This is a genomic window from Candidatus Sulfotelmatobacter sp., from assembly GCA_035498555.1.
Lineage (GTDB): Bacteria > Eisenbacteria > RBG-16-71-46 > RBG-16-71-46 > RBG-16-71-46 > DATKAB01.
The window spans coordinates 49920-74515 of sequence record DATKAB010000003.1 but is presented as its reverse complement, the minus strand read 5'-3'; the positions used below and the strand labels follow the sequence as shown (position 1 = coordinate 74515).

The 24596-nt window shown below is 68.8% G+C and carries 21 protein-coding genes; 17 read left to right on the top strand and 4 right to left on the bottom strand.

Going from position 1 to position 24596, the window contains the following annotated elements; translation table 11 throughout:
• Nucleotide 1: 1 nt before the first annotated feature.
• The 12 genes from VMJ70_00535 to VMJ70_00480 all read left to right on the top strand — a co-directional run bounded on the left by VMJ70_00535 (nucleotide 2) and on the right by VMJ70_00480 (nucleotide 13302).
• On the top strand, nucleotides 2–712 hold the full coding sequence (locus VMJ70_00535) for a hypothetical protein (GenBank protein ID HTO89589.1): 711 nt from the start codon (nucleotides 2–4) through the stop codon (nucleotides 710–712).
• A gap of 16 nt (nucleotides 713–728) precedes the next feature.
• Nucleotides 729–1655, top strand: coding sequence for an outer membrane beta-barrel domain-containing protein (locus tag VMJ70_00530; protein ID HTO89588.1), 927 nt, complete (start codon nucleotides 729–731; stop codon nucleotides 1653–1655).
• 10 nt (nucleotides 1656–1665) lie between these two features.
• A complete protein-coding gene (locus VMJ70_00525; GenBank protein HTO89587.1) occupies nucleotides 1666–2268 on the top strand; it encodes a hypothetical protein in 603 nt (200 codons plus the stop codon).
• 5 nt (nucleotides 2269–2273) lie between these two features.
• On the top strand, nucleotides 2274–3137 hold the full coding sequence (locus tag VMJ70_00520) for a hypothetical protein (GenBank protein ID HTO89586.1): 864 nt from the start codon (nucleotides 2274–2276) through the stop codon (nucleotides 3135–3137).
• A 110-nt stretch (nucleotides 3138–3247) separates the two neighbouring features.
• Complete coding sequence (locus tag VMJ70_00515; GenBank protein HTO89585.1) at nucleotides 3248–8173, top strand: tetratricopeptide repeat protein; 4926 nt, start codon at nucleotides 3248–3250, stop codon at nucleotides 8171–8173.
• A complete protein-coding gene (locus VMJ70_00510; GenBank protein ID HTO89584.1) occupies nucleotides 8170–9132 on the top strand; it encodes a hypothetical protein in 963 nt (320 codons plus the stop codon). Before VMJ70_00515 ends, VMJ70_00510 begins: the two co-directional genes overlap by 4 nt.
• Nucleotides 9129–9524: a hypothetical protein gene (locus tag VMJ70_00505; GenBank protein HTO89583.1), complete on the top strand. Its 396-nt coding sequence runs from the start codon at nucleotides 9129–9131 to the stop codon at nucleotides 9522–9524. Before VMJ70_00510 ends, VMJ70_00505 begins: the two co-directional genes overlap by 4 nt.
• Nucleotides 9521–10240: a MotA/TolQ/ExbB proton channel family protein gene (locus VMJ70_00500; protein ID HTO89582.1), complete on the top strand. Its 720-nt coding sequence runs from the start codon at nucleotides 9521–9523 to the stop codon at nucleotides 10238–10240. The genes VMJ70_00505 and VMJ70_00500 overlap by 4 nt, the downstream gene beginning before the upstream one ends.
• A 3-nt stretch (nucleotides 10241–10243) precedes the next feature.
• Nucleotides 10244–10714 (top strand): biopolymer transporter ExbD, encoded by a 471-nt coding sequence (locus VMJ70_00495; GenBank protein HTO89581.1) that lies wholly within the window; start codon nucleotides 10244–10246, stop codon nucleotides 10712–10714.
• A gap of 1 nt (nucleotide 10715) precedes the next feature.
• Nucleotides 10716–11213 carry a biopolymer transporter ExbD gene (locus VMJ70_00490; protein ID HTO89580.1) on the top strand — a complete coding sequence of 166 codons (498 nt, stop codon included), beginning with the start codon at nucleotides 10716–10718 and terminating at the stop codon, nucleotides 11211–11213.
• Nucleotides 11214–11224: 11 nt separating this feature from the next.
• Nucleotides 11225–12370 (top strand): AgmX/PglI C-terminal domain-containing protein, encoded by a 1146-nt coding sequence (locus tag VMJ70_00485; GenBank protein ID HTO89579.1) that lies wholly within the window; start codon nucleotides 11225–11227, stop codon nucleotides 12368–12370.
• Nucleotides 12371–12441: 71 nt separating this feature from the next.
• Complete coding sequence (locus tag VMJ70_00480; GenBank protein HTO89578.1) at nucleotides 12442–13302, top strand: SAM-dependent methyltransferase; 861 nt, start codon at nucleotides 12442–12444, stop codon at nucleotides 13300–13302.
• Here the strand turns inward: VMJ70_00480 and VMJ70_00475 are convergent.
• Complete coding sequence (locus VMJ70_00475; GenBank protein ID HTO89577.1) at nucleotides 13299–13727, bottom strand: thioesterase family protein; 429 nt, start codon at nucleotides 13725–13727, stop codon at nucleotides 13299–13301. The genes VMJ70_00480 and VMJ70_00475 overlap by 4 nt on opposite strands.
• Before the next feature lie 62 nt (nucleotides 13728–13789).
• Here VMJ70_00475 and VMJ70_00470 point away from each other — a divergent pair, with 62 nt between their 5' ends.
• Nucleotides 13790–14956 carry a M20/M25/M40 family metallo-hydrolase gene (locus VMJ70_00470; protein HTO89576.1) on the top strand — a complete coding sequence of 389 codons (1167 nt, stop codon included), beginning with the start codon at nucleotides 13790–13792 and terminating at the stop codon, nucleotides 14954–14956.
• Here VMJ70_00470 and VMJ70_00465 read toward each other — a convergent pair.
• Complete coding sequence (locus VMJ70_00465) at nucleotides 14953–15600, bottom strand: hypothetical protein (GenBank protein ID HTO89575.1); 648 nt, start codon at nucleotides 15598–15600, stop codon at nucleotides 14953–14955. The genes VMJ70_00470 and VMJ70_00465 overlap by 4 nt on opposite strands.
• A 271-nt stretch (nucleotides 15601–15871) precedes the next feature.
• Here VMJ70_00465 and VMJ70_00460 point away from each other — a divergent pair, with 271 nt between their 5' ends.
• Nucleotides 15872–17107 (top strand): MFS transporter, encoded by a 1236-nt coding sequence (locus tag VMJ70_00460; protein HTO89574.1) that lies wholly within the window; start codon nucleotides 15872–15874, stop codon nucleotides 17105–17107.
• Nucleotides 17108–17175: 68 nt separating this feature from the next.
• Here the strand turns inward: VMJ70_00460 and VMJ70_00455 are convergent, their stop codons facing one another.
• Nucleotides 17176–20064 (bottom strand): hypothetical protein, encoded by a 2889-nt coding sequence (locus VMJ70_00455; GenBank protein ID HTO89573.1) that lies wholly within the window; start codon nucleotides 20062–20064, stop codon nucleotides 17176–17178.
• Between the two features lie 357 nt (nucleotides 20065–20421).
• Between VMJ70_00455 and VMJ70_00450 the strand changes: the two genes are divergently transcribed.
• From VMJ70_00450 to pepF, 3 genes are all read left to right on the top strand, one after another.
• Nucleotides 20422–20862 carry a hypothetical protein gene (locus VMJ70_00450; GenBank protein HTO89572.1) on the top strand — a complete coding sequence of 147 codons (441 nt, stop codon included), beginning with the start codon at nucleotides 20422–20424 and terminating at the stop codon, nucleotides 20860–20862.
• Nucleotides 20863–20879: 17 nt separating this feature from the next.
• On the top strand, nucleotides 20880–21332 hold the full coding sequence (gene dut, locus VMJ70_00445; protein HTO89571.1) for a dUTP diphosphatase: 453 nt from the start codon (nucleotides 20880–20882) through the stop codon (nucleotides 21330–21332).
• Between the two features lie 156 nt (nucleotides 21333–21488).
• A complete protein-coding gene (gene pepF, locus VMJ70_00440) occupies nucleotides 21489–23372 on the top strand; it encodes an oligoendopeptidase F (GenBank protein ID HTO89570.1) in 1884 nt (627 codons plus the stop codon).
• A gap of 94 nt (nucleotides 23373–23466) precedes the next feature.
• Here the strand turns inward: pepF and VMJ70_00435 are convergent, their stop codons facing one another.
• Entirely contained in the window at nucleotides 23467–24465 is a 999-nt protein-coding gene (locus VMJ70_00435; protein ID HTO89569.1) for a hypothetical protein, read from the bottom strand.
• Nucleotides 24466–24596: the final 131 nt, after the last annotated feature.

The following is a 24596-nucleotide window of genomic DNA, read 5'->3' as shown; positions in this document are numbered from 1 at the left end:
GATGCGCGGGCGCCTGCGGAGCTCAGGGACTCGGGCGCGCGGGACGCCCTCCCGCGTCGCCGCGATCGTCGCGTTGCTGCTCGCGCTCGCTTCCGGGGCGGGCCGGCGGGCGAACGCCGCGGAGAACTCGACGCCGCCGGATGGCGCGCGCTGGTATTCGCTCGGGCTCCTCACCGGCTCGATCCGGCTGGATCCGGCGCTCGCCAACTATCAGTGGGACGTGACGCCGCGCTTCGCTTGGGGCGGTCAGGCGATGGCGGGCCAGGGGCGCTGGGGGCTCGGCGCCCGCATGCTCGAAACCCAGACCACGCAGACCGCGAACGTCGGCGGTACGAGCGGTGGTCCCGAGGTGCGCGCCACGAGCTGGGAGCTGGTCGGCAACGCGCGGCTTGCGAGATCGTTCGGCGTCGAGCTGCTCGCGCTCGCGAGCGGCGGACTGCTTCACCTCGGCTATCACCCCGACCAGATGACGATCGACGTCTCGGGCACGCCGGTCGTCGTGGCGTTCCGGCCGATCGACGAATGGATCGGCGGCGCCGGGCTCGGCGCCCGCCGGGAGCTGCTCGGCGCGTGGCGCGCGGGAGCCGAGCTGGAGTGGCGGCGATTCTCGATGGATACCGCCCACCGAAACGGCAGCGTGATCGAGACCCAGCGCCAATCCTTCGACGACTGGAGCGTCCGCCTCGAGCTGGCGCGTCGCTTTGGACGATAACGAAAGGGAATTCACGATGACTCGCCCACCCCGATCCCTGATTGGTTTCGCGCGACCGGTCGCGCTGGCGGCGCTGCTCGCCCTGACCTGGGGGGCGCGCGCCCGCGCCGAGGACGCTGCCGCGGCGCCGGCCGACTCGACGAATCAGGGCGTGCCCGCTCCTGCCGCATTCCCGGCGACTCCGGACACCTCGGCAACGTCACTCATGACCCCGCCGAGCGGTCACGCCATCCGCAAGGTGCGGCTGCTCGGCAAGTCGCAGGTCGTGCTGCGCTCCGGGCCCGGCGACAACTACGCGATCGCCGGGGTCTACAAGAGCGGCTCCGAGTTCCCGATCATCGCCAAGAGCGGCGACTGGGACAACGTGCGCGTATCGCCGACCGAGAGCGGCTGGGTCCACGCGTCGCTGTGCAAGGAATTCGACGACTTCACCGATCTCGAATTCAAGCCCAACCCCAAGATGTATTCACGCACCGGCGCCGTGATTCTCACCGGCTATGCCGGCGCCTACGCCTTCGACCGCAAGTCCAACTCGCTCGCGCTCGGCGGGCGCGTCGGCTACTACGTCTTCGATCGGATCCAGTTCGAGGGCACGGTCGCCTGGACTCACGTCAATCGTCCCGCCGAGATCGTCGAGAGCCTCTTCGGCCTGATGCTCGAGGAGGAGGATTTCGACATGCTCTACTACAACCTCAACCTCACCTGGGAGCTGCTGCCCGGGCGCCAGATGGTGCCCTATCTGAGCGGTGGCCTCGGCTCCGCGATCATGCAGGGCCAGGTGGAGCCCAGCACCAATTACGGCGGCGGCGTCGAGCTGTTCCTCTCCAAGCGCACCGCGGTCCGCTGGGAAGTGCGCGACTACCGCTTCAAGACCGGCGCCGACAACGCGCGCCGCCAGAACAACAACATCGAATTCACGCTCGGGACTTCCTACCTCTTCTAGGAGCACGACCATGACTCACATCGAGCGACGTCCCGCGCGTGGGCTCACGTCGAGGCGCGCCATCGGACTCGCCGGCCTGGCCCTGGCACTGCTGGGGTTCGCGTCGCCCCCGGCGGCCCTGGCCGGCCACCCGGCGCCGTTCGCGGCCAAGGCGGGCGTCGAGCTGGCTCAGAATGCCGCGCGCTCGTGGGCGGCCGACGCGCAGCTGATCTACGTCGAGAACGACGACGATCTCGACGACAGTGGCGCGGCGGTGCGCTGGGGCTATCTGTTCTACTCGGCGAGCCTCGATCAGGCGCGCGCCTACTCGGTCCGCAACGACAAGATCGTTCAGGCCGAGAACCTGGCGATGAAGTTTCAGGCGCCGCCGCTCGCGCAGAACTGGATGGACAGCGGCGCGGCGCTCCAGGCCGCAGACCGCCAGGTGGGCCACGCCTTCCGCCAGAAGCACCAGGGTCATCTCAGCGCGATGCTGCTGATGCGCGGCGCCTTCCAGGACGCGGACCCCGACCCCACCACCTGGACGCTGGTCTACACCGCGCCCCATTCGGCCTCGCTGTTCGTGATGGTGGACGCGAGCGCCGGCAAGGTGCGCCGCACCTGGAGAGGGTGATCGCCATGCGGACCGAATCCATGCCCCGCCCCCGGCGAGCCGCGCCGCGCTTGCTCGGCCACGGCCTGACCGTACTGCTGGCCGCGGCGGCGCTCCTCCCGCGCGTGGCCCGCTCCGACGATGCCGAGGGAGTCCGCGAGATCCGCGTCGAACGCGTGAAGCCCAGGAAGGAAAAGTACCCGACGCTTCGCTTCCTCAAGGCCAACGTCGACTTCATCCGGGCGCGTGAAGACCGCCTGAGCGAGAAGCCAGCGGACCGGAAGGGTGGGGCGGAATCGATCGATCCGCGCTTCCTCGCCTATCGCGAGCTGCTGGCCCGGATCATGGCGGGCCGCGACTCGATCGCCCGGCTCGACGATCAGCGCCAGAAGGAGCAGCTCCTCGCCAGCGTCACCGAGCTGGGCACGCTCGAGCAGCAGCTCGATCAGATGGACCGCCAGCTCTCGGACCAGCGCACGCGGCTGGCGGTGCTGGAAAAGGACTTCACCGGCGACCAGCGCACCTCGCTGATGGTCGTGCTGAGCGGCTATCCCGCCGGCGCCGCGATCGCATCGGTCGGCATTCAGCTCGAGGACGGTGGCGTCCTCAGCGTTCCGCTCAGCGACGACCAGAGGACGACGCTGCGCCAGGGCGGCGTGGTGCAGATGTTCCACGGACTGATCGAGCCGCGCGAGCAGGTGGTGAGCGTGATCTTGAACGGCGAGCGATGGCCTTCCGGCGACACGGGCTATGTGAGCCTCGACCCGGCGCGCGATCGGCTCACGGTTCTCAAGCTCGATCTGTCCACCGTCCAGGTCGACCCGGGCGCGCCCAGCATTCAGGCCAGCACCTGGGTTCACGACGCCGGCGCTCCACCCATCGGTAGCTGAGAACTTCGACCGTGAAACGACACGACGTCGTTCGGGCGCTGGGCATTGTTCTCACCGCGACCGCTCTTGCGAGCGGCTCGCCCGGCCCTGCCCGTGCCTCGACGGCGCCCGTGGATTCGGCAGCCCGCGCTCCGCGGCTCGCGAGCGTGCCGCCCGACTCCCTGCGCGCGCTGCGCGTGGCGTCCGACTCGCTCGGCGCCGACTGGCTCGCGCTCAGGCGAGCGGTGGCGGCGCGCCGCGCCGGCGACACACGGGCGATGATCGCGGCGCTCGAGCCGCTCGACTGGAGCAAGCCGGGATTCGCCGAGGCGGACCGCGCGGCGTTCCTGCTCGGGCTCGGATACCTCGAGCAGGGAACCCCGAGCCGGTTCGTGGCGCTGGCGCGACAGGTCGAGGGTTGGCCCGATCCGACTCCGTTCACCCGCTGGCTCGGCTATCAGCGCGCGATTCTCGAGTCTCAGGGGATGAGCCTGGCGCCCGACACCACCGCGAGCGCACCCGACTCGACCCTCGAGCGCCTGGCGGCGAGCTCGCCCGCGCTCCAGTCGTTTCTCAAGGCGCGCGCGGTCGCGGCGCAGGGCGGTGACGAAGAGCGGGAATGGATCGAGCTCGCCGCCGACACCACCACGCGGCTCGGCCGAGATCTGGCCGGCGAGGCCCTGCTGCGGCAGGCCGGCCGGATACTGGACCACGGTGGCGATCCGACCGCGCTGCTTCGGAGCGTGCCGCCAGGCAGCCGCTACTCGAGCCGCGCGCGCCACCTGCTGGGCCTGCTGGCGCTCGAACAGGGCGACTCCTCGGCCGGGACGAGCCAGCTCGAGAGCCTGCTGGCCCTGGACTCCAGCTACGCCGAGGCGCGCGCGGTACGGATGGCGCTGGCGAGCCAGCGGCTCGACGCGCGCGACTGGGCGGCGGCCGAGCAGGCGTACGCCGCCGTGGATCGCGACTGGTCGAATGAGAACGCCGCGCTTCGCGCCATGCTCGAGAGCGGCAACTTCGATTCGCTGTGGACCGCATGGGCCGGCGCTCCAGCCGGCTCCCCTACCCTGGCGCTCGATGCCGATGCTGCGCGAGTCGCGGCGGAGAGCCTGGCGGTGGCCGCCGAAGACCTGACGCAACATCCGATGCGCGAACCTCCCCCGCTCGACGCGAGCGCGCTCGCGCCCTGGCGCTGGACGGTGGCGCCCCCGACCGCCGAAGCGTCCCGGCAGGTGACGCAATCCGAGCGGCAGCTGGAGGAGCTGCGCTACGAGCGCGACGGCGCGCGCCGCGACGTGGAGCGCGAACGCGCCGAGCTCGCCGAGCGGCAGCGCTACCTGTCGGTGGGGCTCGAGCGGTCCCAGGGGGAGATGCGCCTGTTGAGCGATCGCGCCGCCCAGCTCGACTCGCTTCGCCGCACGCTCGGCGCGCTCAACCAGCAGCTGGCGGCGGTGCGCGACTCGGCCACGCTCCATCTCGGCCGGCGGCTCGAGCGCATCGTCCGCACCGCGCTCGCCCACGAGCTGTGGATGAATGGCATGCGCTTCTACTACCTTTCCGACCCCGCGCTCCAGCGCACCCACCGGCTGCCGCAGGGATTCCCGAGCGCCGATTCCATGCTCGCCGCCGAACAGGGTCTGGCGCGTGCGATCGAAGCGGTGGCGGAGAGCATGGTGATCGCGACGCCGTCCCTGATCGCGCGCTCGTATCGTGACTCGTGGCGGCCCGGTCTCATCACTCGCTCGGATTCGCTCGGGATCGCGGCCGGACAGTTGCTCTCGCGGGCGCGAGCGCTGGGCGGGACCATCGATTCCTGCCTGACCGCGACCTCGAGCAGCCCCGCGCTCCGGCTCGAAGAGCGGCGGCTCGCCTGGCTCGAGTCGAGCGCCGACTCGATGGAGGTCCGGCACCGGGCGCTCCGCTCCCGCACCGCCACCGAGGCGGTCGAAGCGGCGCTCGACGCCATGAACGACGAGCGCGAGGGCATTGACTACGGCCTCGCCTCCTCCCGATACGGCCTCGCCATCCAGCTCGGGGTGCCCGATTCGCTCGAGCTCCCTGCGGCCGCCGCGGGTCATGAGAACGACTCGACCTCGCTCGCCACTGACGTGGAGGAGCCGGCCGAGGCTGCCGAGTGGCGCATGCGCGCGATCGAGAGCCTTCAGACCTTTCTCGGGCGCCACCCCGAATCGCCGGCTCGCGGAGAGGTGCGATTCCGGCTGGCCGACCTGATGCTGGTGGACGCCCGGCAGCAGTTCCGCGAACAGATGGCCGCCTATCTGAAGGCGCAGGCGGCCGGCCAGCCCACCGGGCACCTGCCGCAGCTGAGCGATCGGACGGCGCTCGATCTCTACGTCGCGATTCTCAAGCAGGATCCGGATTTCCCGCACCGGGACGCGGTGCTCTTCAACGCCGCGATGATTCTGGCCGACGACGGCGATCCGGCCGCGGTTCCCTACTTCCAGGAGCTGGTGAGCTCCTTTCCCGAGTCGCCCTATTGCCAGGAATCCTACCTGCGCATGGCCGACCTCAACTTCAATGATCGCGACTTCGCCAGCGGCGTGACCCTCTACCAGCGCGCCGCGGCCGGCGGCGACACCAGCCTCGCCGTCACCGCGCTCTACAAGATGGGCTGGGCGGAGTACAACGCCGAGCGCTACCTCCAGGCGGTCGACGCGTTCCGTCGGGTGCTCGATCTGTACGACGCTCCGGGGCACGCGCCGATCCAGGTGGACGTCCACAAGGAGGCCGAGTCGGATCTGATCCAGGCCATGGCCCGCGCCGGCGGCGCGCCGGCGTTCGCGATGTACTTCGACACCCTCGGCACCCGCCCCTACGAGATGAAGCTGCTGATGTCGCTGGCCGCCTACCAGCGCCGCTACAGCCTGTTCGCCGACGCGGCCGCCAGCGAGGAGCTGGCGCTCACGCGCTACCCGCTGGCGCCCGAGGCCCTCGAGAACGCACAGCTGCTCGCCGAAACCTATCGCCGCTGGGAGAAGCCCGACCAGGTGCGCGATGCTCAGCTCAAGTACGCATCGCAGTTCGCCCCGGGGAGCGACTGGGCCAGGGCTCAAGCCTCCGATTCGGTGCGCACCGCGGGGTCGGAGTTCGCACGCGGGGGACTCAAGTCAGTGGCCCTCGAGCACCACCTCGAGGCGCGGAAGACCAATTCCGCGTGGGAGTGGCGCGAGGCGCTGCAGCTCTACGACACCATCCTCTCCCACTGGCCGGACGACCCCGACGCGCCCGCGCTCCACCTGAACGCCGGCGAGGCCTGCGCGAGCGTTGGGGACTATCCGGCCGCGCTGGCGCACTACGCGGCGGCGGCGAAGGGCGGCCCGGACAGCACGGCGCAACTGGCGCTGTGGCAGGAGGTCGCGGTCACCGACAGCTGGTACGAGGCGTCGCGGAGCGCCGGGACCGGTCCGCATCCGCTCGGTAGCGATTCGCTCGCCACCGCGGTGATGAGCGCGGCCGATCAGCTGCTCCAACGCTACCCGCAGCATCCGCGCGCCGCCGATCTCTTGTGGCGCGAAGGCAATCTGGCGTTCGCCCACCGCTGGTACGACCGGTCCGCCGAGTTCTTCGGGAAGTTCGCGACCCAGCATCCTTCGGATTCGCGCGCCCCGCTCGCCGCCATGCTGCGCGCCGACTCCTACCTGCGCCTCGACCAGTTCGATCAGGCGGGCGCGGCTTATGCCGCCGCCATGACCGCGGCGCGCACGGCCGGCGTCGACTCGCTGGCACGCCGCGCCGAGCGCGCGATTCCGATCTGCGCCTATCGCCAGGCGGAAGCGGCGGTGGCCGCCGACTCGACCGCGTACGCGAAACATGCCGAACTGTTCGAGAAGGTGGCGACCAGTTGGCCCGGCTACGAACACGCGGATCTCGCCGAGTACCGCGCGGGACTGGCCTACCAGAAGGCCGGCAAGACCGAGGCGAGCGTCAATGCCATGCAGAATCTGATCCTGCACTTCCCGAACAGCGAGTTCCTGCGCGACGCGCATCTCCAGATCGCGAAGCAATGGGAGGAAAAGGGCGAGAAGGCGCGCGCGGCCCAGGGCTACGAGGACTTCGTGAAAGCCTTCCCGCAGGACTCGGTGGCTCGCGACGCCTGGCTCAAGGCCGCCGATCTCTACGCGGGCGCCGGGCTCACCGACCGTGCCGACCAGCTGCACCTCGCCTACGTGCACCGGTATCCGGATGACGTGGCGGCGGCCATGGACTTCCTCGAGGATCTCGCGCGCCGCGAGCTCAAGACCGTGAGCCCGTCCCACCCGATCTCGACGCTGATTCCGCCCCCGGCACCGATCCGCTCGAAGCTCAAGAAGGGCGTCGCGGCGGCCGCTCCGGTCGCGAGCGCCTCGAGCGAGCCGCCCTCGCACCTCGCGCAGTACTTGAAGCTGGCGGCGGCCCACCCCGATCTGGCCTCGAAGCCGCTGATCGCTGAGATCCGCTTCGACCAGGGCGAGGAGTCGTTCGCCGCCTACTCGTCAGCCGCGATCCGCCAGCCGCTCGAGAAGTCCATCCCGGCCAAGCAGAAGCTGCTCGACCAGGTTCTTTCGCGCTTCCGGGAATGCGTGAATGTCGGGGTTGCAGAATGGTCCCACGCCGCCACTTACCGGATCGGCGAGGCCCTGGTCGGATTCGGCGACGCGCTGCAGAAGAGCGAGCGTCCTGCCGATATCAAAGGGGACGATCTGACCGCCTACGACCAGGTGCTCCACCAACAGGCTCAGCCCTTCTACGACCGGGGCGAGGGCGTGTGGGCGGAGCTCTTGCGCCAGCGGGCCAAGGATTCGTCGGACGACTCGTGGATGGGCAAGGCGCAGCAGTCCTTGTTCCAGCGCATGTCGGACCGCTTCTACTACCGCCCCGAAACGGATTACCCGCTGGCGGCGGCGGTGGCGGCCGACAAGGTGCACCCCGCGAAATCGGATTTGCCGTCCCGCGCGCACGGCGGCAAGTCGAAGTCGAGCGAACGGGCGGAGGCCAAGAGCCACCGCGGATCCAGGGGTCGAACCGCCAGCATGACCAGCCAGGGGAGCGAGCCATGAGCACCACCGCACGCACTTCGAATCGGCGTGAGGAACGACGCCCGGTGTCCGGCGGCGTTCGCGCGCTGCTCTCGTCGGCGGCGCTGATCGCGCTCGGCCTCTCGTCGAGCGGATGCGGCTTCAGCCTGTTCGGGCACTTCATCGGCTGGCGGCCGCACGCCGTGACCGAACGCCGCGCGCAGAGTTCCGCCCCCATTCCGCTGGCCGGCGTCGAAGGAAGGGTCGCCGAGTACCGCGAGCAGGAGAAGCTGGCGCCCCGCGAGCCCTACTGGCCGTTCGCCATCGCAGTCGCGTATGCCGACGCCGATTCGCTGATTCGCGCCGAGCTCGAGCTGCGCCAGGCTCTCGATCGCGACCCGTGCTACGCGCCGGCGCTCTCGCTGCTTTCCAAGCTCGAATTCGACGCGGGCCGCCACGACGAGGCCATCCGGATGCTCGAAGCGGCGCGCACCGGCGCCAGCGCGTGTCCCGGCACGCTGTCGCCCGAGCTCCTCGCCGGGCTCGCGCTCCACTACGACGCGATCGACCGCCCGGATCTCGCCGAGGCGATCATGAATTCGGTCCCTCAGGACGCGCGCCGCTCACTCGGCTCGTCGGCCGTCTATCTGACCTTGCGCGGGTCCGACCCCGCGCCGGCTGCCGACCTCGCCGAATCGGACGTGCACCGCCATCCGCACAGCGCGGTGAGCCAGAACAACTACGGCATCGTGAAGCTGCGCGCCGGCGATCCCGACGCCGCGCGCAAGGCCTTCGACCAAGCGATCGAGATCGACCCGAAGCTCGCGGGCCCGTACTACAACCTCGCCATCCTGGAGAAGTTCTACGCCTTTGACGACCAGGCCGCCGCCAGGCGGTTCAAGGAATACCGCGAGCGCGCCAGCGACGATCCCGACGGGCTCGCGCAGGTGTTCGAGAAGAACCCGGGCAAGGAGCTGGCCCAGAAGCGGAGCGAGAAATGATTCGAACCCTCGCGTTGGCCCTGATGCTCACGCTGATGCCCGCTGCCGCGAATGCGGCCACGGCGCGGCGCGCGGCTTCGAAGCCGGCCCGCGCCGCGAGTCCGGCTCAGGCGAAATCGCCGGCGGCATCCGGCAAGCGTCCCGCCGGCTCCGACTCGCTCGGCGCATCCGCGGGTGGTTCGCGCACCCTTGATGAGATCCACATCGAGGGCGAGGTCGCCGTTCCCCAGGTGCTGTTCATCACCGCCCGCGATCAGCGTCGCTTCATGGATTTTCAGAATCACCGCTACCTCAAGTCCAGCCGTCAACTGGGCCAGAGCACGATCTATCCCCAGTGGATTCAAATGAACTCGTCATCCGCGATCGAGGCCAGAAAGGAGCCTTCCCGATGAATGCGATTTCGGCGGTAGCCACCTTCTACAAAGAGGGCGGCATGTACATGCATGCCGTTCTGGTGATCGCGGTGGTGATCACCGCGATCGTCATCGAGCGGTTGATCATCATCGGCCGCGCCACGGCGCTCAACGGCCGCAAGTTCACCGACGATCTGGTGCGCCATGCGACGCGCGGCGATCTGATGGGCGCGCGTAACGTCAGCACGCAGTCGAACGCCCCGGTCGCGCGCGTGGCGCAGGCCATGCTGCACACCGCCGGTCACGACGAGGCGGCGCTCCAGTCGGCCGCCGACGATGCGACCGTCCTGGTGCTGCCCGATCTCTCCAAGCGACTGCCCGCGCTCAACGTGCTCGCCAACTCGGCCACGTTGATCGGGCTCCTCGGCACCATCACCGGTCTCATCACCGCGATCTCGGGCGTCGGAGTCGCCGACGCGGCCCAGCGTTCGGCCTATCTGGCGTCGGGCATCTCGGAAGCGCTCCACACCACGGCGTTCGGTCTGATCATCGCGATTCCCACTCTGATGGTGTCGGGATGGTTGAACGCGCGGGTCGAAGGCGTCGCCCAGGACGTCGACGAGCTGACCGTGCGGCTGAGCAAGGCGATGGCCGGCGCGAGCGCGGCCCGTCCGGCGCAGGTCACCAAGATGCCGGTCGGCAGCGCTCCGGCGGCGACGCGTCCGGCGACCGGCACGCTGGGCGGAGGCCAGTAACCCATGGCGCGGCGTTCCCGGCGGCGCCAGCGCGCGAAACCGCACGTCGCGGGCGAGATCGAGCTGATGCCCATGATGAACGTGTTCATCTCGATCATCCCGCTGCTGCTGATGTCGGCGGCATTCGTCCAGGTCTCCGTGATCCAGGCCTCGTTGCCGTCGGCCGAGGCGGTCGCGGCGCCGGCCAACGAGACCCCGCTCGACCTCACCATCTTCATCCGGCGCGACGCCTACGCGGTTCAGGGCAACGGCATGGGCACGCTGGCCTATCCGCGCGGCGACGCGGCGGCCGCGGCCAGCCAGCTCTCCGATGCGTTGCGCGACATCGTCGCGGCCCATCCGGGGACGAAGGAAGTTCGGATCGTCTCGGAGCCCACCACGCGCTACGAGGAAATCATCCAGGTGATGGACATCGCGCGCGCCGCCGGGCTGCCCGAAGCGGCGCTCGCTGACGGCGTGGCGGAGGCTTCCTAACATGCGAACCCGCGAGCGACGGCACAAGCGGCGCCTGATCGGCGCCCAGGGCGGCGGCAGCGTCAACCTGATCTCGATGATGGACATCCTCACCGTGCTGCTCCTGTTCCTGCTCAAGAGCTACGTATCGGGCGAGGTGATGGTGCCCCCGCCGGGTGTCCGGCTGCCCAATTCGACTGCGGACCAGAGCCCGCAGACCTCGCTGGTGGTGGCGATCGATGACAACCAGATCCTGCTCGGGGGCGATCGGGTCGCCTCGATTCCGGAGGTGGTGAACAGTCCCAACATGGAGATCGCGCCGCTCGCGGAGCAGCTCCAGGCCGCGAGCCGGCAGCAGGACGAACTCGCGCGCCGGCGCGGCGAGGGCGAGGTCAAGACCCGCGCCGCCACCATTCAAGGCGACAAGGAAATCGAGTTCCGCGTGCTGCAGAAGGTGATGTACACGCTCAACCAGAACGGCTACGAGAGCATCGCGCTGGCGGTGCTCCAGAAGTCCTAGGAGCGGACCCGATGGCCACCATGACCGCTGAAGTCTATCGCCGGCCTCAGTTCGGCGCTCCCGACGACCTGTTCCGCCGGTGTCTGATCGCGTCGGGAATCTCGGGCGCGCTGTTCCTGGTGATCGTTCTGCTGGCCCCGATGCGCAAGGTGGTGATCACCAGCATCGATCAGTTGCCGCCGCGATTCGCCAGGCTGATCGTCGAGAAGCCCAAGCCGCTCCCGGAACCGATCACCGCCGGCCCCAGCACCGCGCTCCATCCCGGTGGCTCGGGCGGCGGCGGCTCCGAAGCGGCGAAACCCGGCCTCCAGGGCCCGCCTCCCCCGGTCGGGCATCGGCCCGGCCCAGGTCCGGCCCTGGCTCCGAGCGCCGGCACCGCCGGACGCGCGCTCGCTCAGCGCGTCGTGACCTCACAGCTCACCGGCGCCACCGCGGCGCTCGAGAAGTCGCTGGCCGGACTCTCGACCTCGCTGCAGTCGTCGGCGGTGTCGCCGTACGCCTCGGGCATCCCGGCGCGCCGTAGCCGCGTGATCGGGACCGGCCGTACCGAGGCCCAGCTCACGCACGTCTCGGCCGGCTCGGTGGGAGACGCGGGCAGCGCCGATCTCAAGGGCTCGAAGGTCGAAGGCACCTGGATCTCGATCGGCTCGCTGTCGTCGGTGGGCAGCGGCCTGGGCGGCGGCGAAGGCGGAAGCTCGGGCGGCGGGAGCGGCAACGGATACGGAAGCGGCTCCGGCAGCGGCATCGGACCGGGCTCGGGCGGAGGGTTCGGCGGCGGGAACGGAGGCGGCTACGGGAGCGGCGTCGGCAGCGGCGTGGGGAACGGCTCGGGGCCGGGCACGAAGGGTGGCGCGGCGCCGGGCGTCTATCGCTCGAACGCTTCGCTGCTCGCGGTGGTGCAGCGCTACTCGGCCGGCATCCAGTACTGCTACAGCAACGAGCTCAAGCACCACGAGGGGCTGCGCGGCAAGCTGGTGGTGGCCCTGACCGTCGCGGCTTCGGGCGAAGTGATCTACGCCAACGTCGTCTCCAACACGCTCGGTTCCGAGGCGCTCGCGTCCTGCGCTCTCTCCCAGATCCGCGACTGGAAATTCCCGGCCATCCCCGAGGGCGTCACCTCCTTCCAGGTGCCGTTCGTGTTCACGCCGCCGAACTGACGCGATTCAGTCGACTCGGGTTCTTGTCGCGAGGCCGTGCGGTCCCTAGACTGCGCGGCCTCGAGGATTTCATGACGACCACCCGTCCGATCGAAAACGTTTCCGACACCGCGTTGTGGGTCGCGCTCTATCGCGCCATGGAGAGCGAGCGACCCGATGCGCATTTCCGCGATCCGTACGCGCGCCGGCTGGCCGGCGAGCGCGGCGAGGAGATCCTGCGCGGCATCCCCGGCGGGAAATCGCTGTCGTGGCCGATGGTGGTGCGCACCTGTCTGTTCGACGAGATCCTCGCGCGGCTGCTCGGGGATCCGGGGCTGGACGCGGTGCTGAATCTGGCCGCCGGGCTCGACGCGCGGCCTTGGCGGATGCCGCTTCCGCCCGAGCTCCGTTGGGCGGATCTCGATCTGCCCGCGATGCTCGAACACAAACGCCAGGTCATGGGACACGAGCGTCCCCGCTGCCGCTACGAATCGGTGGCCGTGGATCTGCGCGAGCCTGGACCGCGGCGTGAGGCTCTGGCGCGCCTGACGAGTGGTGCCGGGCGCGTGCTGGCGATGTGCGAGGGGCTGCTCGTCTACCTCGATCGTGAGGAAGTGGCGGCGCTCGCCGCCGACCTCCATGCCGCCGGGATCCGCTGGTGGCTGATCGATCTGGCTTCTCCGATGGCGCTCCAATTCATGCAGAAGCGCTGGGCGAAGTCGGTGCACGAAGGCGGCGCGCAGTTCAAGTTCGGGCCCCCCGAAGGGACGCGCTTCTTCGAGGCCAGCGGCTGGCGCGAGGTGGAGTTCCGTTCGACCTGGGACGAGTCCGCGCGCCTCAAGCGCCAGATGGCGTTCGCCTGGGCCTGGCGCTTCCTCGGCCGCTTCTCTCCGCCCGAGCGCAGAGAGATGTGGCGGCGATTCTCGGGCACGGTGCTGCTCGAGCGGACTTAGTTCCCGGGCTCGGGCCTGGTCGAAAATCTCCTGCGCATCCCCTCGCTCACCGACTTCGGCCGCCCGGTCGACGGTTCGATCGGCACCCAGACGGTGCGTGCGCGCGCGAGCAGCACGTCGCCTTCGACCCGGCGGATCTCGGTGTGGCGGTCGAAGGTCCGCCCGGTGCTCGTCCCCACCCAGGTGCGTGCCACGATGCGGTCGCCGAGACGCGCGGGATGCCGGTAGTCGATCTCGTGCCGCGCCACCACCCACAGCGCCTCGGCCTTTTCGGCCGGAGTCGCCTCCGCGGACCAGTGGGCAATCGCCGCCCGTTGGACCCAGGCCAGGTAGACGACGTTGTTCACGTGGCCCAGCTCGTCGATGTCCTCGCCGGCCACCTGGATTTGGATTTCGAAGCGTTGCGTGGAAGGATCGGAGTTCATGGGTGCCTCGACCGTGCATCCGGTCTCGATCGCAGGCTAACACTTCCCCGCGGAGCCGAACGATGTCGCGCTCAGACTACCTGGAACCTCCGGCGCTCGAAGCTCTGACCCGCGAGCTGGTCGCGATTCCCTCGATGAACCCGTCGCTGGTGGAGGGCGAGGACACCGGTGAATCCGCGGTGGCGGAGTTCGCGCGGGGCTGGCTCGAGCCGCGCGGCGTGCGCGCCTGGCTCGAGGCGGCGGCGCCCGGCCGGCCCAACGTGATCGCCGAGCTCGGCAACGCCGCGCGCCCGGGGCTGGTGCTGTGCGCCCACATCGACACGGTCGGGGTCACCGGGATGACGATCCCCCCGTTCGCGATGTCGCGCCGGGGCGACGAGCTGCACGGCCGCGGCACCTTCGACATGAAGGGCGCCGCGGCCGCGATCATGTGCGCGGCGGCGGCGCTGGCCACGGAGCGCTTCGAGGGCCACGTCATGCTGGCGCTGGTCGCCGACGAGGAGTACGCGAGCCTCGGCGCCTATGACTTCGTGAAGCGCCACACCGCCTCGGCGTGCGTGCTGACCGAAGCCAGCGATCACCAACTGGTGCTCGCGCACAAGGGATTCGTGTGGGCGAAGGTCACGTGCCGGGGTCGCGCCGCGCACGGCAGCCGCTGGGATCTCGGCGTGAGCGCGATCGCCCGGGCGGCGCGCGTGGTCGAGGCCCTCGATCGACTCGATCGCCAGGTGCTGAGAACTCGGATCGCCCCCCTGGTCGGGCCCGCCTCGCTCCACTGCGGCCAGATCGCGGGCGGCGTCGGCATCTCGACCTACGCGCCGAGCTGCGAAATCCGCGTCGAACGGCGGACGCTCCCTTCCGAGCGCGAGCACGCGGTGATCGCCGAGCTTCGCGACACGGTCCGCGCCGCCGACCCGGAGGCCGAAGTCGAGATCACGCTGGCGCGTCCGGCGCTCGAGTGTCCCTCCGATTCGAAGATCGCGCGCTGTGTGCGCGAGGCGTCGCGCGCCGAACGAGGCATGATCCCCTCCGACGCCGGGGTCTCTTACTGGATGGACGCCGCGGTGTTCGCGGCCGCCGGCATCCCCACCGTCAACTACGGCCCGCGCGGCGCCGGTGCGCACGAGGACGACGAGTGGGTGAGCCTCGCCTCGATCACCGAGTGCGCGCGCGTCTATCACCGCACGGCGCTGGAGTTCGCGCGGGCCACGGTGGCGGCTGAAGCCTAGGCCAGCACCCCGAACTTCCTCAGCTGCGGCGCGACGCTCGAGGCCAGATCGTGGCGGAACTGGTCCGCGTTGCCCGGGTTCTCGACCTCGACAGTGCCGGCCCAGATCATCCGGCCGTCCTTGCCGGAGGTCCACACCGTGACCTGCTGGCGCACCACGCGATCGATGTAGTGATAGCCGGGGTGATAGCGATCGCGATAAACGATCACGTCGCGGCCGGACCATGGATTGTACGCATCCACCGGACGGATCGAGGTCCACCCGGGCATCCAGTGAGTTTCGGCCGAAGCCTTGAGCGGGCGAATGATCACGGCGCCATCGAGGTGCTGCTCGGCCACCGCTGCGCTCAGATCGTTCTGGCTCGGCATGCCGTTGGGATAAACGGTGTAGGACGAGATCGCCAGCACTCCCTGCTGGCGCAGAGCTCCGGTGACTTCGTCCTCCCACAGCCGGCGCTGCACGTCATCCTTCCGCTGCGACACCACCAGGACCGAGCGCAGCCCGGGCCCTCGGAAGTCCGGGTCCTGGTAGACGTCGGTGAGCTGGGCGTTGGTGCAACCGGCCACGGCCAGTAGCGCGGCTCCGGCGAGCGCGGCGAAGCCGAAGCGCAGCGCCGTCGCGCGAGAATGCTTTCGGGAGTTCATGGCGTCCTCCTTTGCGACTCCTTGTCGCGAATGCGGTGGAGTTCGAAACCCGATCCCTTGGGATCCACCCGGATGCGATGCACAGGGAGTGCCGGCTTCGCCCCGCCATTCGACGCAGGTTGGAACGCGCGAGCCGCACTCGCACGACGTGCCTGTCCGCGCCGGGACAACCCGGAACGCGGGAGTGCACCGCGTTGCACAACCAGGAATCGGGGTGTCGAGAAGTCGCAAAATGGGTGACGGGAACGCAGAATCCGCTAGAGTCCGCGGAATGTCGCAGCGTCACGTCCATCCGTGGGTGTTCATGATCCTGATCGTTCCCTTCGGAGCGATCTTCGGATTCGTGAGCGTCGCGGTGGGCTTCACGCTCACCCAGGCCGGCGTTCCCGTGGATCGCACCGCCGCCCTGATCGCCCTCGGGCTCCTTCCCCACACCTGGAAGTTCGTCTGGGCGCCGATCGCCGACACCACGCTGACCCGTAAGCGCTGGTACGTGATCGCCTCGCTCCTGAGCGCCGCGGGCATTTGTGCCACCGGGGCGATCAGGCCCGACGCCGCCGGGCTCGCCCTCCTTTCGGCGGTAGTTTTCACCTCGAACGTCGCCGTCACCTTCCTCGGCATGTCGGTCGAGAGCCTGATGGCGTACGGCACGCCCGAGAATCTCAAGGGCCGCGCCGGCGGCTGGTTCCAGGCCGGCAACCTCGGCGGCCAGGGCATCGGCGGCGGGGCCGGCCTTTGGCTCGCCCAGCATCTCGCTTCCTCGTGGATCGCGGCGGCGATCGTGGCCGGCGCGTGCGTGGCCTGCATGTTCGCGCTTCGACTGGTGGAGGAGCCCGAGTCCGCTCATCGCCATGCCGATCTACGCGTCAGCCTGCTCCACGTCGGGAAGGATGTGTGGAACGTCTCGCGCTCGCGCATGGGCGCGCTGGCCCTGATCCTCTGCTTCCTCCCGATCGGTTCGGGAGCGGCCTCCAACCTGTGGAGCGCGGTGGCCTCGGACTGGAGGGCCTCGGCCAACACCGTGGCGATGGTGACGGGCGTGCTGGGCGGAATCGTCTCGGCGGTAGGCTGCGTCGCCGGCGGGCTGATCTGCGACCGAATGAACCGCAAGACCGCCTACGCCGCCTTCGGGGTGCTGCAGGCCGTGTGCGCCTCGGCCATGGCGCTCGCGCCGCGAACCGAAGCGACCTACGTCCTGTTCACGCTGATCTACGCGTTCATCACCGGCCTCACCTACGCCGGCTTCTCGGCGTTCGTGCTCGAGGCCATGGGACTCGGTGCCGCGGCGACCAAGTACAACCTCTACGCGTCGCTCTCCAACATGCCGATCTACTACATGACCAACATGGACGGCTGGGCGCACCAGCGCTGGGGCCCGGCCGGCATGCTGCACTTCGAGGCGGCCTGCGGCATCGCCGGCCTCGTGGCATTTGGGATCGTGCTGGCGCTATGGCCCAGGGCGAGAGCCGGCGAGACCGCGGCTGCGGCGCCGGAACCGATCGGCTAGGACTGCCGGGCCCGGAGGGGCGGCGCGGCCTGTTGCAGGGCCGACCCGCCGAGCTTCCCGGCCGCGGTCTAGCGAATGATGACGAACTTGCCTCGCTGAATCCCCTGATCCGAGTTGACCGTGAACAGGTAGATCCCGCTCACCACGTCCTGCCCGTTGCGCGAGATCAGGTTCCAGCGCGCCTGACCGTCGTCGGGATTGTCCTGCTGCTTGTTGTAGCCGTGGTAGGTGGTATTGCCCACGGTGACCGGTCCGCGGATCGAGTCGTTGACCGGGTCGTCCGAATGAATGGTCTGCACCAGATCTCCGGCCACCGTATAGATGCGCAGCGTCCACTTCCCCGGCGGCATCCCGAAGAAGTCGATGTGCGTGCCGGTGGGATCGGTCGCGTTCGGCGTCAGGTCCCAAGATGACGAGCGCTGCTGAATCGACGCGTAGCCGCGGTACGGATTCGGCACCACCCAGACGTTCTTGCCGGTCTTGGTCCCGGACTGGGGAACGATCCCTTCGGCCTCGACCGCGCTGCGCCGGCTCTCGGCCTGGCCGGCGTTGGTCGAGTCGAAGGCCGTCACCGAGTAGAAATAGATGAAGCCATTCTTCACGCTGGTGTCGACGAATTTGTAACGACCGACCGGATAGCGATCGCGGGTCACCTGGATGCAGTCGGTGTGCCCGGGTGGAATGATGCACGAAGTCTTCGACTCGCAGCCGCCGCTCGAGAGCGGGTTGCACTTGAGCGACGTGTCGGGATGAATGACCTCGCCGGTCTGCTGATTCCAGAGATCGCCGCGCTTGAGGCAGATCTCCCGGCTGGCCCCGATGGCCGGGACGAACACTTCGGGACACTTGACGATGAACTGGCCCGGGTGGGCGGGATCCGGGACGCGCACCGAGTTGCTGTCGATGGGAGCACCGTTGGTGTCGTAGTAGTTGAACCAGCGGAACTCGCCCACCAGCGACCATTCGTCCTCGGCCGGGCCGGGCGAACCGACGGGGCGCGTCCAGTTCGCGACCTTCCAGATCTTGTAGCCGCGGAAGTCGAACAGGTTGGGTGGAGCAGGATCGGGTGTGATCTCGGAGAGGTTGTCCCAGGCGATCGTGGCTCGATTGTCGCCCCCGGGAACCACGGTCCGACTCGGGTTCTCCGAGTAGTTGTAGGTGATCGAGGCGTCGCTGATCGGGCTCGGAGGCGGCGCCGAGGAGTTCCAGAACTTGTGGATCGTCCCCCCGACGCTCGGGTCGCCGGGGTTGGCGGAGCCGATCAGGTAGTCCCAGACTCCGGTGCAGTAGTCGCAGTCGAAATCGAACCAGTAGTACTGGCGGTCGGTGACCAGCACGGTGCGCTGGAATTCCTCGCAATCCTCCGACATTTGAAACAACTGCCCCGGATCGGCGCGGACGGCGGTTTCGCGTCCGTGGAAGTCGGGCTCGGGGAATGCGGCGTTGTGCTCCCAGATCCCTTCGTAGGCGAGCTGCGCCGTGAACGCCGTGTTCAGCGAAGGGAACTCGTCGAGCAGGGTCTTGCCGAGCTGTCCGCGATCGGCGTCGCGCGCGTTGAGATAGCCGTCGTAGGCGTTGCGGTAGGCCCGCGCCAGTTGAATGGAGCCCCGGTCCACCGCGATCCCGATCGTGACGGTGATCGACTGGCCGTTCTTCACCTTGAGCCAGGGCCCCACCGAGCACCACTGTTGCTGGTCGCCCTTCTGGTCGTTGTCGGGTGCGGTGATGAAGCCGTCGTGCGGATCCGTGGGATTGGTCTCCACGTTTTCCGTGCTCGACATGAATTCGAAGCGCTGCTGATCGATGGTCGGGCTGCCGCCCTGACCGTAGGGAGTGCCGGCCGTGAAGGAACGGAACGCGCGGAACTGAACCCGCCGGGGTCCGAGGATGCCGAGCGGATCGACGGTGTAGCCGAACAGGAGGAACGAGGGCACGCCGACCGTCTTGTTGTCGTCGCCGTTGTCGTCGGCGATGGAAAATCCGTTGACGCGGAGGGTTTGCCGGCTACACAGGGCGGAGTCGTCCGAGACCGCGAGTCCGGGCGCGTGCGGGAACTGGCTCCGGTTGTCGCGCACCTGCCCGCCCTGCGTCCAATCGTACATGAACGCGCCCTGCGGATAGGCGGGGGCATCCATGTCGTCGAGGAAGAAGTTCGAGGCATCGACCGGGCCGGAATCGAAATCCACCAGCCAACCGACGTACAGGCTGTCGATCATGTTCCCCGAGACATTGATGATCTTGTACTCCACGACGTCGAAGTTGGTGAGGTTCGGGGAGGTCAGTGAGTACGCCCAGGCCCTCTGTTCCACCCTCAGGCCGAGCGGCGCGTGCTGCTCGCGAACGTTGGCGGTCACGGACTGCAGAGAGAAGTCGGTCATGGCGCAGGAATACTCCTGCTGGCCGAGCGCGTTGAAGTCCTCGTCGATCCGCCCATCGCCATCGTTGTCGCGGCCGTCGAGGAAGTCCTCGTCGACCTGGCCGTCGCTATCGTCATCCTGATAGCGATTGCCGCCCACGATGCCCTCGTAGGCGGAGTACATCTTGTCTTCGGCGTCGAGCGAAGGCGGGCGCCATTCGGTGGAGTAGGTGACGCGCCGGATCAATTGCCCGTTCACGATTTCGACGCCGCCCACGGCGAGGGCGACGGCATTCAGGTACTGGATCTGGGACTGGCCCGGCCACTGACCCGCCGGATCGCTCGAGGTGGTGAATGGATTCCCCAGGATCCCGACGTTGGTGACCTTCATCACCAGGTTCCCGGCCTTGAGCACTGAACCGGGGCCGAAGACGTCGGGCAAGGCGCTGGGCTGCGCCGGCCCTTTCAGGGAGTGGAGGAACGATTCGGAGTAAGCGCGGTTCAGATCCTCCATTTCTCCGGGAATACCCTCGAGATACGGCTTTCGGGGAAGATCGGCGGCCAAAGTCGCGAGCGGCGTGACCAGGACCGCGAGCAGCATCGCGATTCCCGGAGCTGCGATTCGTCTTTCGAATCTTCTCATGGCTCCCTGCAGACCCGGTCGGTCGGATCACGGAGCGAAACAAGGTGGCGCGGGGCATGGCCAAGTCTTCGGAGACTCCGCCGCGCAGAGAGAGGATTCGTCGTTCGGAACGAGGCATCGAGGAAGGAACATCCCGGTGGCGCGATGCCGAGCGCCCAGTCAGGAACAATATCGTTCGCCCGGGGCTCGCTGTCAAGACCCCGTTCAGCGGCGAGGCGGCCGCCGCCGACCTGCGCGAGCTCAGAGAATCGACTAGAGTGCGGGGAGGCGGCGGCGAACTGATCCAGCGTCAGACACCGCTGGCCCGGTCATCCCATGAGCCCCGCCCACACCCCCGATTCGACGGTCCTCGTCTCCGCGCGCCTGGTCTATCCCGGCAAGCCCGACACCACCGCCCGGGTCGAGCTGATTCCGCGACCGCGCCCGCAGCGGGTCGCCCGCACCCTGATCGGGCTCGGCCAGTGCTGGGGCCTCGCGATCGTCGCGGTGTTCCTGCCGGTGCTCCACTTCATTCTGGTGCCCGCTCTGCTGCTGGCGGGACCGTTCGTGGCGCGGGCTCGCTGGATGGAGCACGCCACGGCTCGCAGGCTCACGGGAGTCTGCCCCGGATGCACAAAACCCATCGAATATCCGCTGCGCCAGAGCGCCCGGCCGGAGATTCCTTTCCGCTGTCCCGAATGCGGCCGCCCTTTGACCTTGCGCATCGAGGCCCAGGTCATCGAAAGTGCGGCCGAGGGACATCTGCCCCAATCGTGAACCCGGGAAGGGACTCCATGGAGCGACTCGAGGTCCTGATCCAGCGGCTGCCGCACGCCCGCGATCTGCCGCTTCCGGCGTACGAGACCAGCGGCGCCGCCGGTCTCGACGTGCGCGCGGCGGTCGACCAGCCGGTCACGATCGAGCCCGGCGCGATCGCCCGGATTCCAACCGGCTTCGCGCTCGAGGTGCCCGCGGGCTTCGAGATGCAGATCCGGCCCCGCTCCGGCCTGGCTTCGCGACTCGGACTCACGCTGGCCAACAGTCCCGCCACCATCGACTCCGACTACCGCGGCGAGGTCGTGATCGCCCTGATCCATCACGGCGGCGAGCCGATGGTGATTGAGCGAGGCATGCGGATCGCCCAGATGGTGCTCGCGCGAGTGCCGCGCGTGAGCTGGCAGGAAGTCGACGAGCTGACACCGAGCTCGCGCGGCACCGGCGGGTTCGGGCACACCGGCATCGCCTGACCGCACCTGGACGGCCAGGCGCCCGCTCGGGAGCCGAATCCCGACGCCGGTGCGATGGGCCGCGCCGCGCGCCCTCCCCGCCCGGGGTCGAGTGCTAGCATGCCCGGCTTCGAGCGGCTGCCCTCCGCGGCCGCGACTCGTCACCGGAGATCCGCCATGTCCGCCCGAATCCCGTTCCTCGCGCTCGCCGCCACGGCGCTGCTGGTCGCGGCGCCGCGGGCGTTCGCCGTCGAGCGCTCGCAGGTCGCCCATCAGTACAAGTGGGACCTCACCGCCCTCTATCCCTCGGAAGCCGCATGGCAGTCGGCGCGGACCGCGATCGAAAAGCGCATTCCGGGCATGGAGAAATTCCACGGGCACCTGGGAGCCTCGGCGGAAAGTCTCTATCTCGCGCTCAGCTACCAGATGGACCTCAACCGCGACCTCGAGCGGCTCTCGACGTATGCGAGCCAGATCAACGACGAGGATCAGCGCATTGCCCGCCATGGGGCCATGAAGCAGACCGCCGAGCAGCTCAATGTGAAGTTCGGCGCCGCTTCCTCGTACATGAACCCCGAGCTGCTGGCGATCGGTGCCGGCAGGATCCGCGGCTTCATCGGCTCCGACGCGCGGCTCAAGCCCTACCGGCAGTATCTGGAGAACATCCTGCGCGCCGCGCCGCACACCCTGAGCGCGCCCGAGGAAGCGATCATTGCCAAAGCCGGCGCGATGTCGAACCAGGGCCAGGACATCCGGGACGTGTTCAAGAACGCCGAGATGCCCTACCCCACGATCAAGCTCTCGACCGGGGAATCGGTGCGGCTCGATGATGCCGCTTATACGCTCTATCGGGCCCTGCCCAACCGCGCCGATCGCGATTCGGTGTTCCAGGCGTTCTGGGGCGCCCACCACGACTTTCAGGGGACGATCGGCGCCGCGCTCAACGCCGAGGTCCAGGCCCACGTCTTCTACAAGGACGTGCGCAAGTACGCGAGCTGTCTCGAGGCCGCGACCTTCGGCGACAACATTCCAACCCGCGTCTACAAGCAGCTGATCGCCGACGTCCACGCCAATCTGCCCACGCTTCACCGCTACCTGAAGCTCCGGCAGCGCATGATGGGGCTCAAGCAGCTCAAGTACTCCGACATCTATGCGCCGATCGTGAAGGACGTGGACCTGCACTACACGCAGCAGCAGGCGATGGACCTGGTGCTCGGAGCGGTGGCGCCCCTCGGTCAGGCCTACGTCGACACCCTGCGCCACGGCTACACCCGGGGCTGGGTGGATTGGATGCCGAACACCGGGAAGGCTTCGGGCGCCTACAGCACCGGCGCCTACGGCGTCCATCCCTATCAGCTCATGAACTTCACCGGCCTCTACGAGGAAGTCTCGACGTTGGCGCACGAGTCAGGGCACTCGATGCACACCTTTCTCGCCGACACGCACCAGCCCTACGTCTCGCACAGCTACGCCACCTTCGTCGCCGAAGTGGCGTCGACGCTCAACGAGAATCTGCTGTTGCACTACATGCTGAGCCGCACCCAGGACAAGGCCACGCGCCTGTTCCTGCTGGGCACCTATCTCGACGGCCTGCGCGGCACGCTGTTTCGCCAGACCCAGTTCGCCGAGTTCGAGCTGAAGATCCACGAGCTGGCGGAGCGCGGCGAGTCTCTGACCGGCGAACGGATGAGCCAGATCTACCTCGACATCGTCCGGCAGTACTACGGCCACGACCGGGGCGTGTGCCAGGTGGATCCGGTCATCGCCTACGAGTGGGCCTACATCCCCCACTTCTTCTACAACTTCTACGTCTACCAGTACGCGACCAGCGTCGTGGCATCGACCGCGATCGCGAACGGGATTCGAGACGAGGCGAAGCTCGATCCGCCAGGCACGAGACGGCGCGACGCCTATCTCCGCATGCTCTCGTCGGGATCCTCGAAGTACCCGATCGACCTCCTCAAGGACGCCGGCGTGGACATGACCACCTCGGCCCCGTTCCAGGCGGCGATCCGCGAGATGAACGCGGTGATGGATCAGATGGAGCAGTTGCTGAAGTAGCGCGTTCGCCACGCATTCACCGCCGCGCCGTTCAGCCCCGCGTCCGGCTCGCCTCGCGATCGCTCGAGGGGGGACGTGGCGCGAACGGCGCGGGTCACGGTTTCGGCGGCCTTCGAAGCAGCGTGTAGGTGGCGAAGAGGTCGTGCTCGAGATCCATCTTCGCGCCGTCGGGGTCGTCCCAGCCGAGGGCGTGGCCCATGCGGCGCGCGGCCGGCGAGTCGTCGGCGTCGAACGCCACCACCTGGAATCCGGCCGCCTCCAGCATCGCGCGCGAGAACGGGCAGCGCCCGTCCGCCCACGGGATGTAGGGCATGCCGGGCGGCGCCGGCGCCGGGCACAGGTTGTAGATCATCGCCCAGCCGCCCGGCCTGAGCACGCGGTAGAGCGCGGCCGCGAACGTGCTGTCCTCCACCCCGAGGTGGACGAGCCTTCGCGGATCCACCGGCTCGGCGGGATGCAGATAGCCGTTCTTGAGCGTGTTCTTGCTGATGAAGAGATCGTATCCGTTGCCGACCTCGCGAACGAGCTCCGGCGCGGCCGGCCATTGCCCGCTCACCAGGGAGAGCGATCCGGGCGGCTTCGCTCCCGCGATCTGACCCTGATCATTGGGCCACGAATAGAGCGCCCGAAGCAGCGGGTCGACCTCGATCCCGGTCACTTCGGCCCCGAGCGTGGCCAGCAATCGAAGCTGACCGATGCCGCCGTAGCCGAAATCCGCGAGCCTGCGGCCGGCCACGCGGGTGAATCCCGCTTTCGCCAGGAGCTCGAGGGGCCGCGCGTACGCGAGCGGCGTCCCGTAGCGGGTGTTGTAGTAGAACGATTCGCCGAGCTCGCGCGAGATCAGCCTCGCGCGCTGCGAATCCGGCAGAGCCGCGGCCTGCCCCGAAGTCCAGTAGTGGACTCGTGAGGAATCGAACAGCACGGTGCGGGGCGCGACTGTGGGGAGTCGCGAGACCGCGTGCAGGAAATCGCCGGCGAGCCGCGAGCGATAGAGCGGCGCGGATTCGCGAGCCTGATCATCCAGCTCGCGGAGCGTGCTCGAGGTGTCGCGGGGAGAGCCGGCCGCGTGAAGGGTGGCGGACGTTGCGACCACCGCCAGCATCGCGGCCAGGACCGCGCGTGACGCCGCCCGCCACCTGCGATGGGGACGAGAGCCCGGTCGAGATTCCTTCATGGGGTGAGGGTGAGGCCTTTGCCGCCGCGTGTCGCCGATTGGGCGACGGG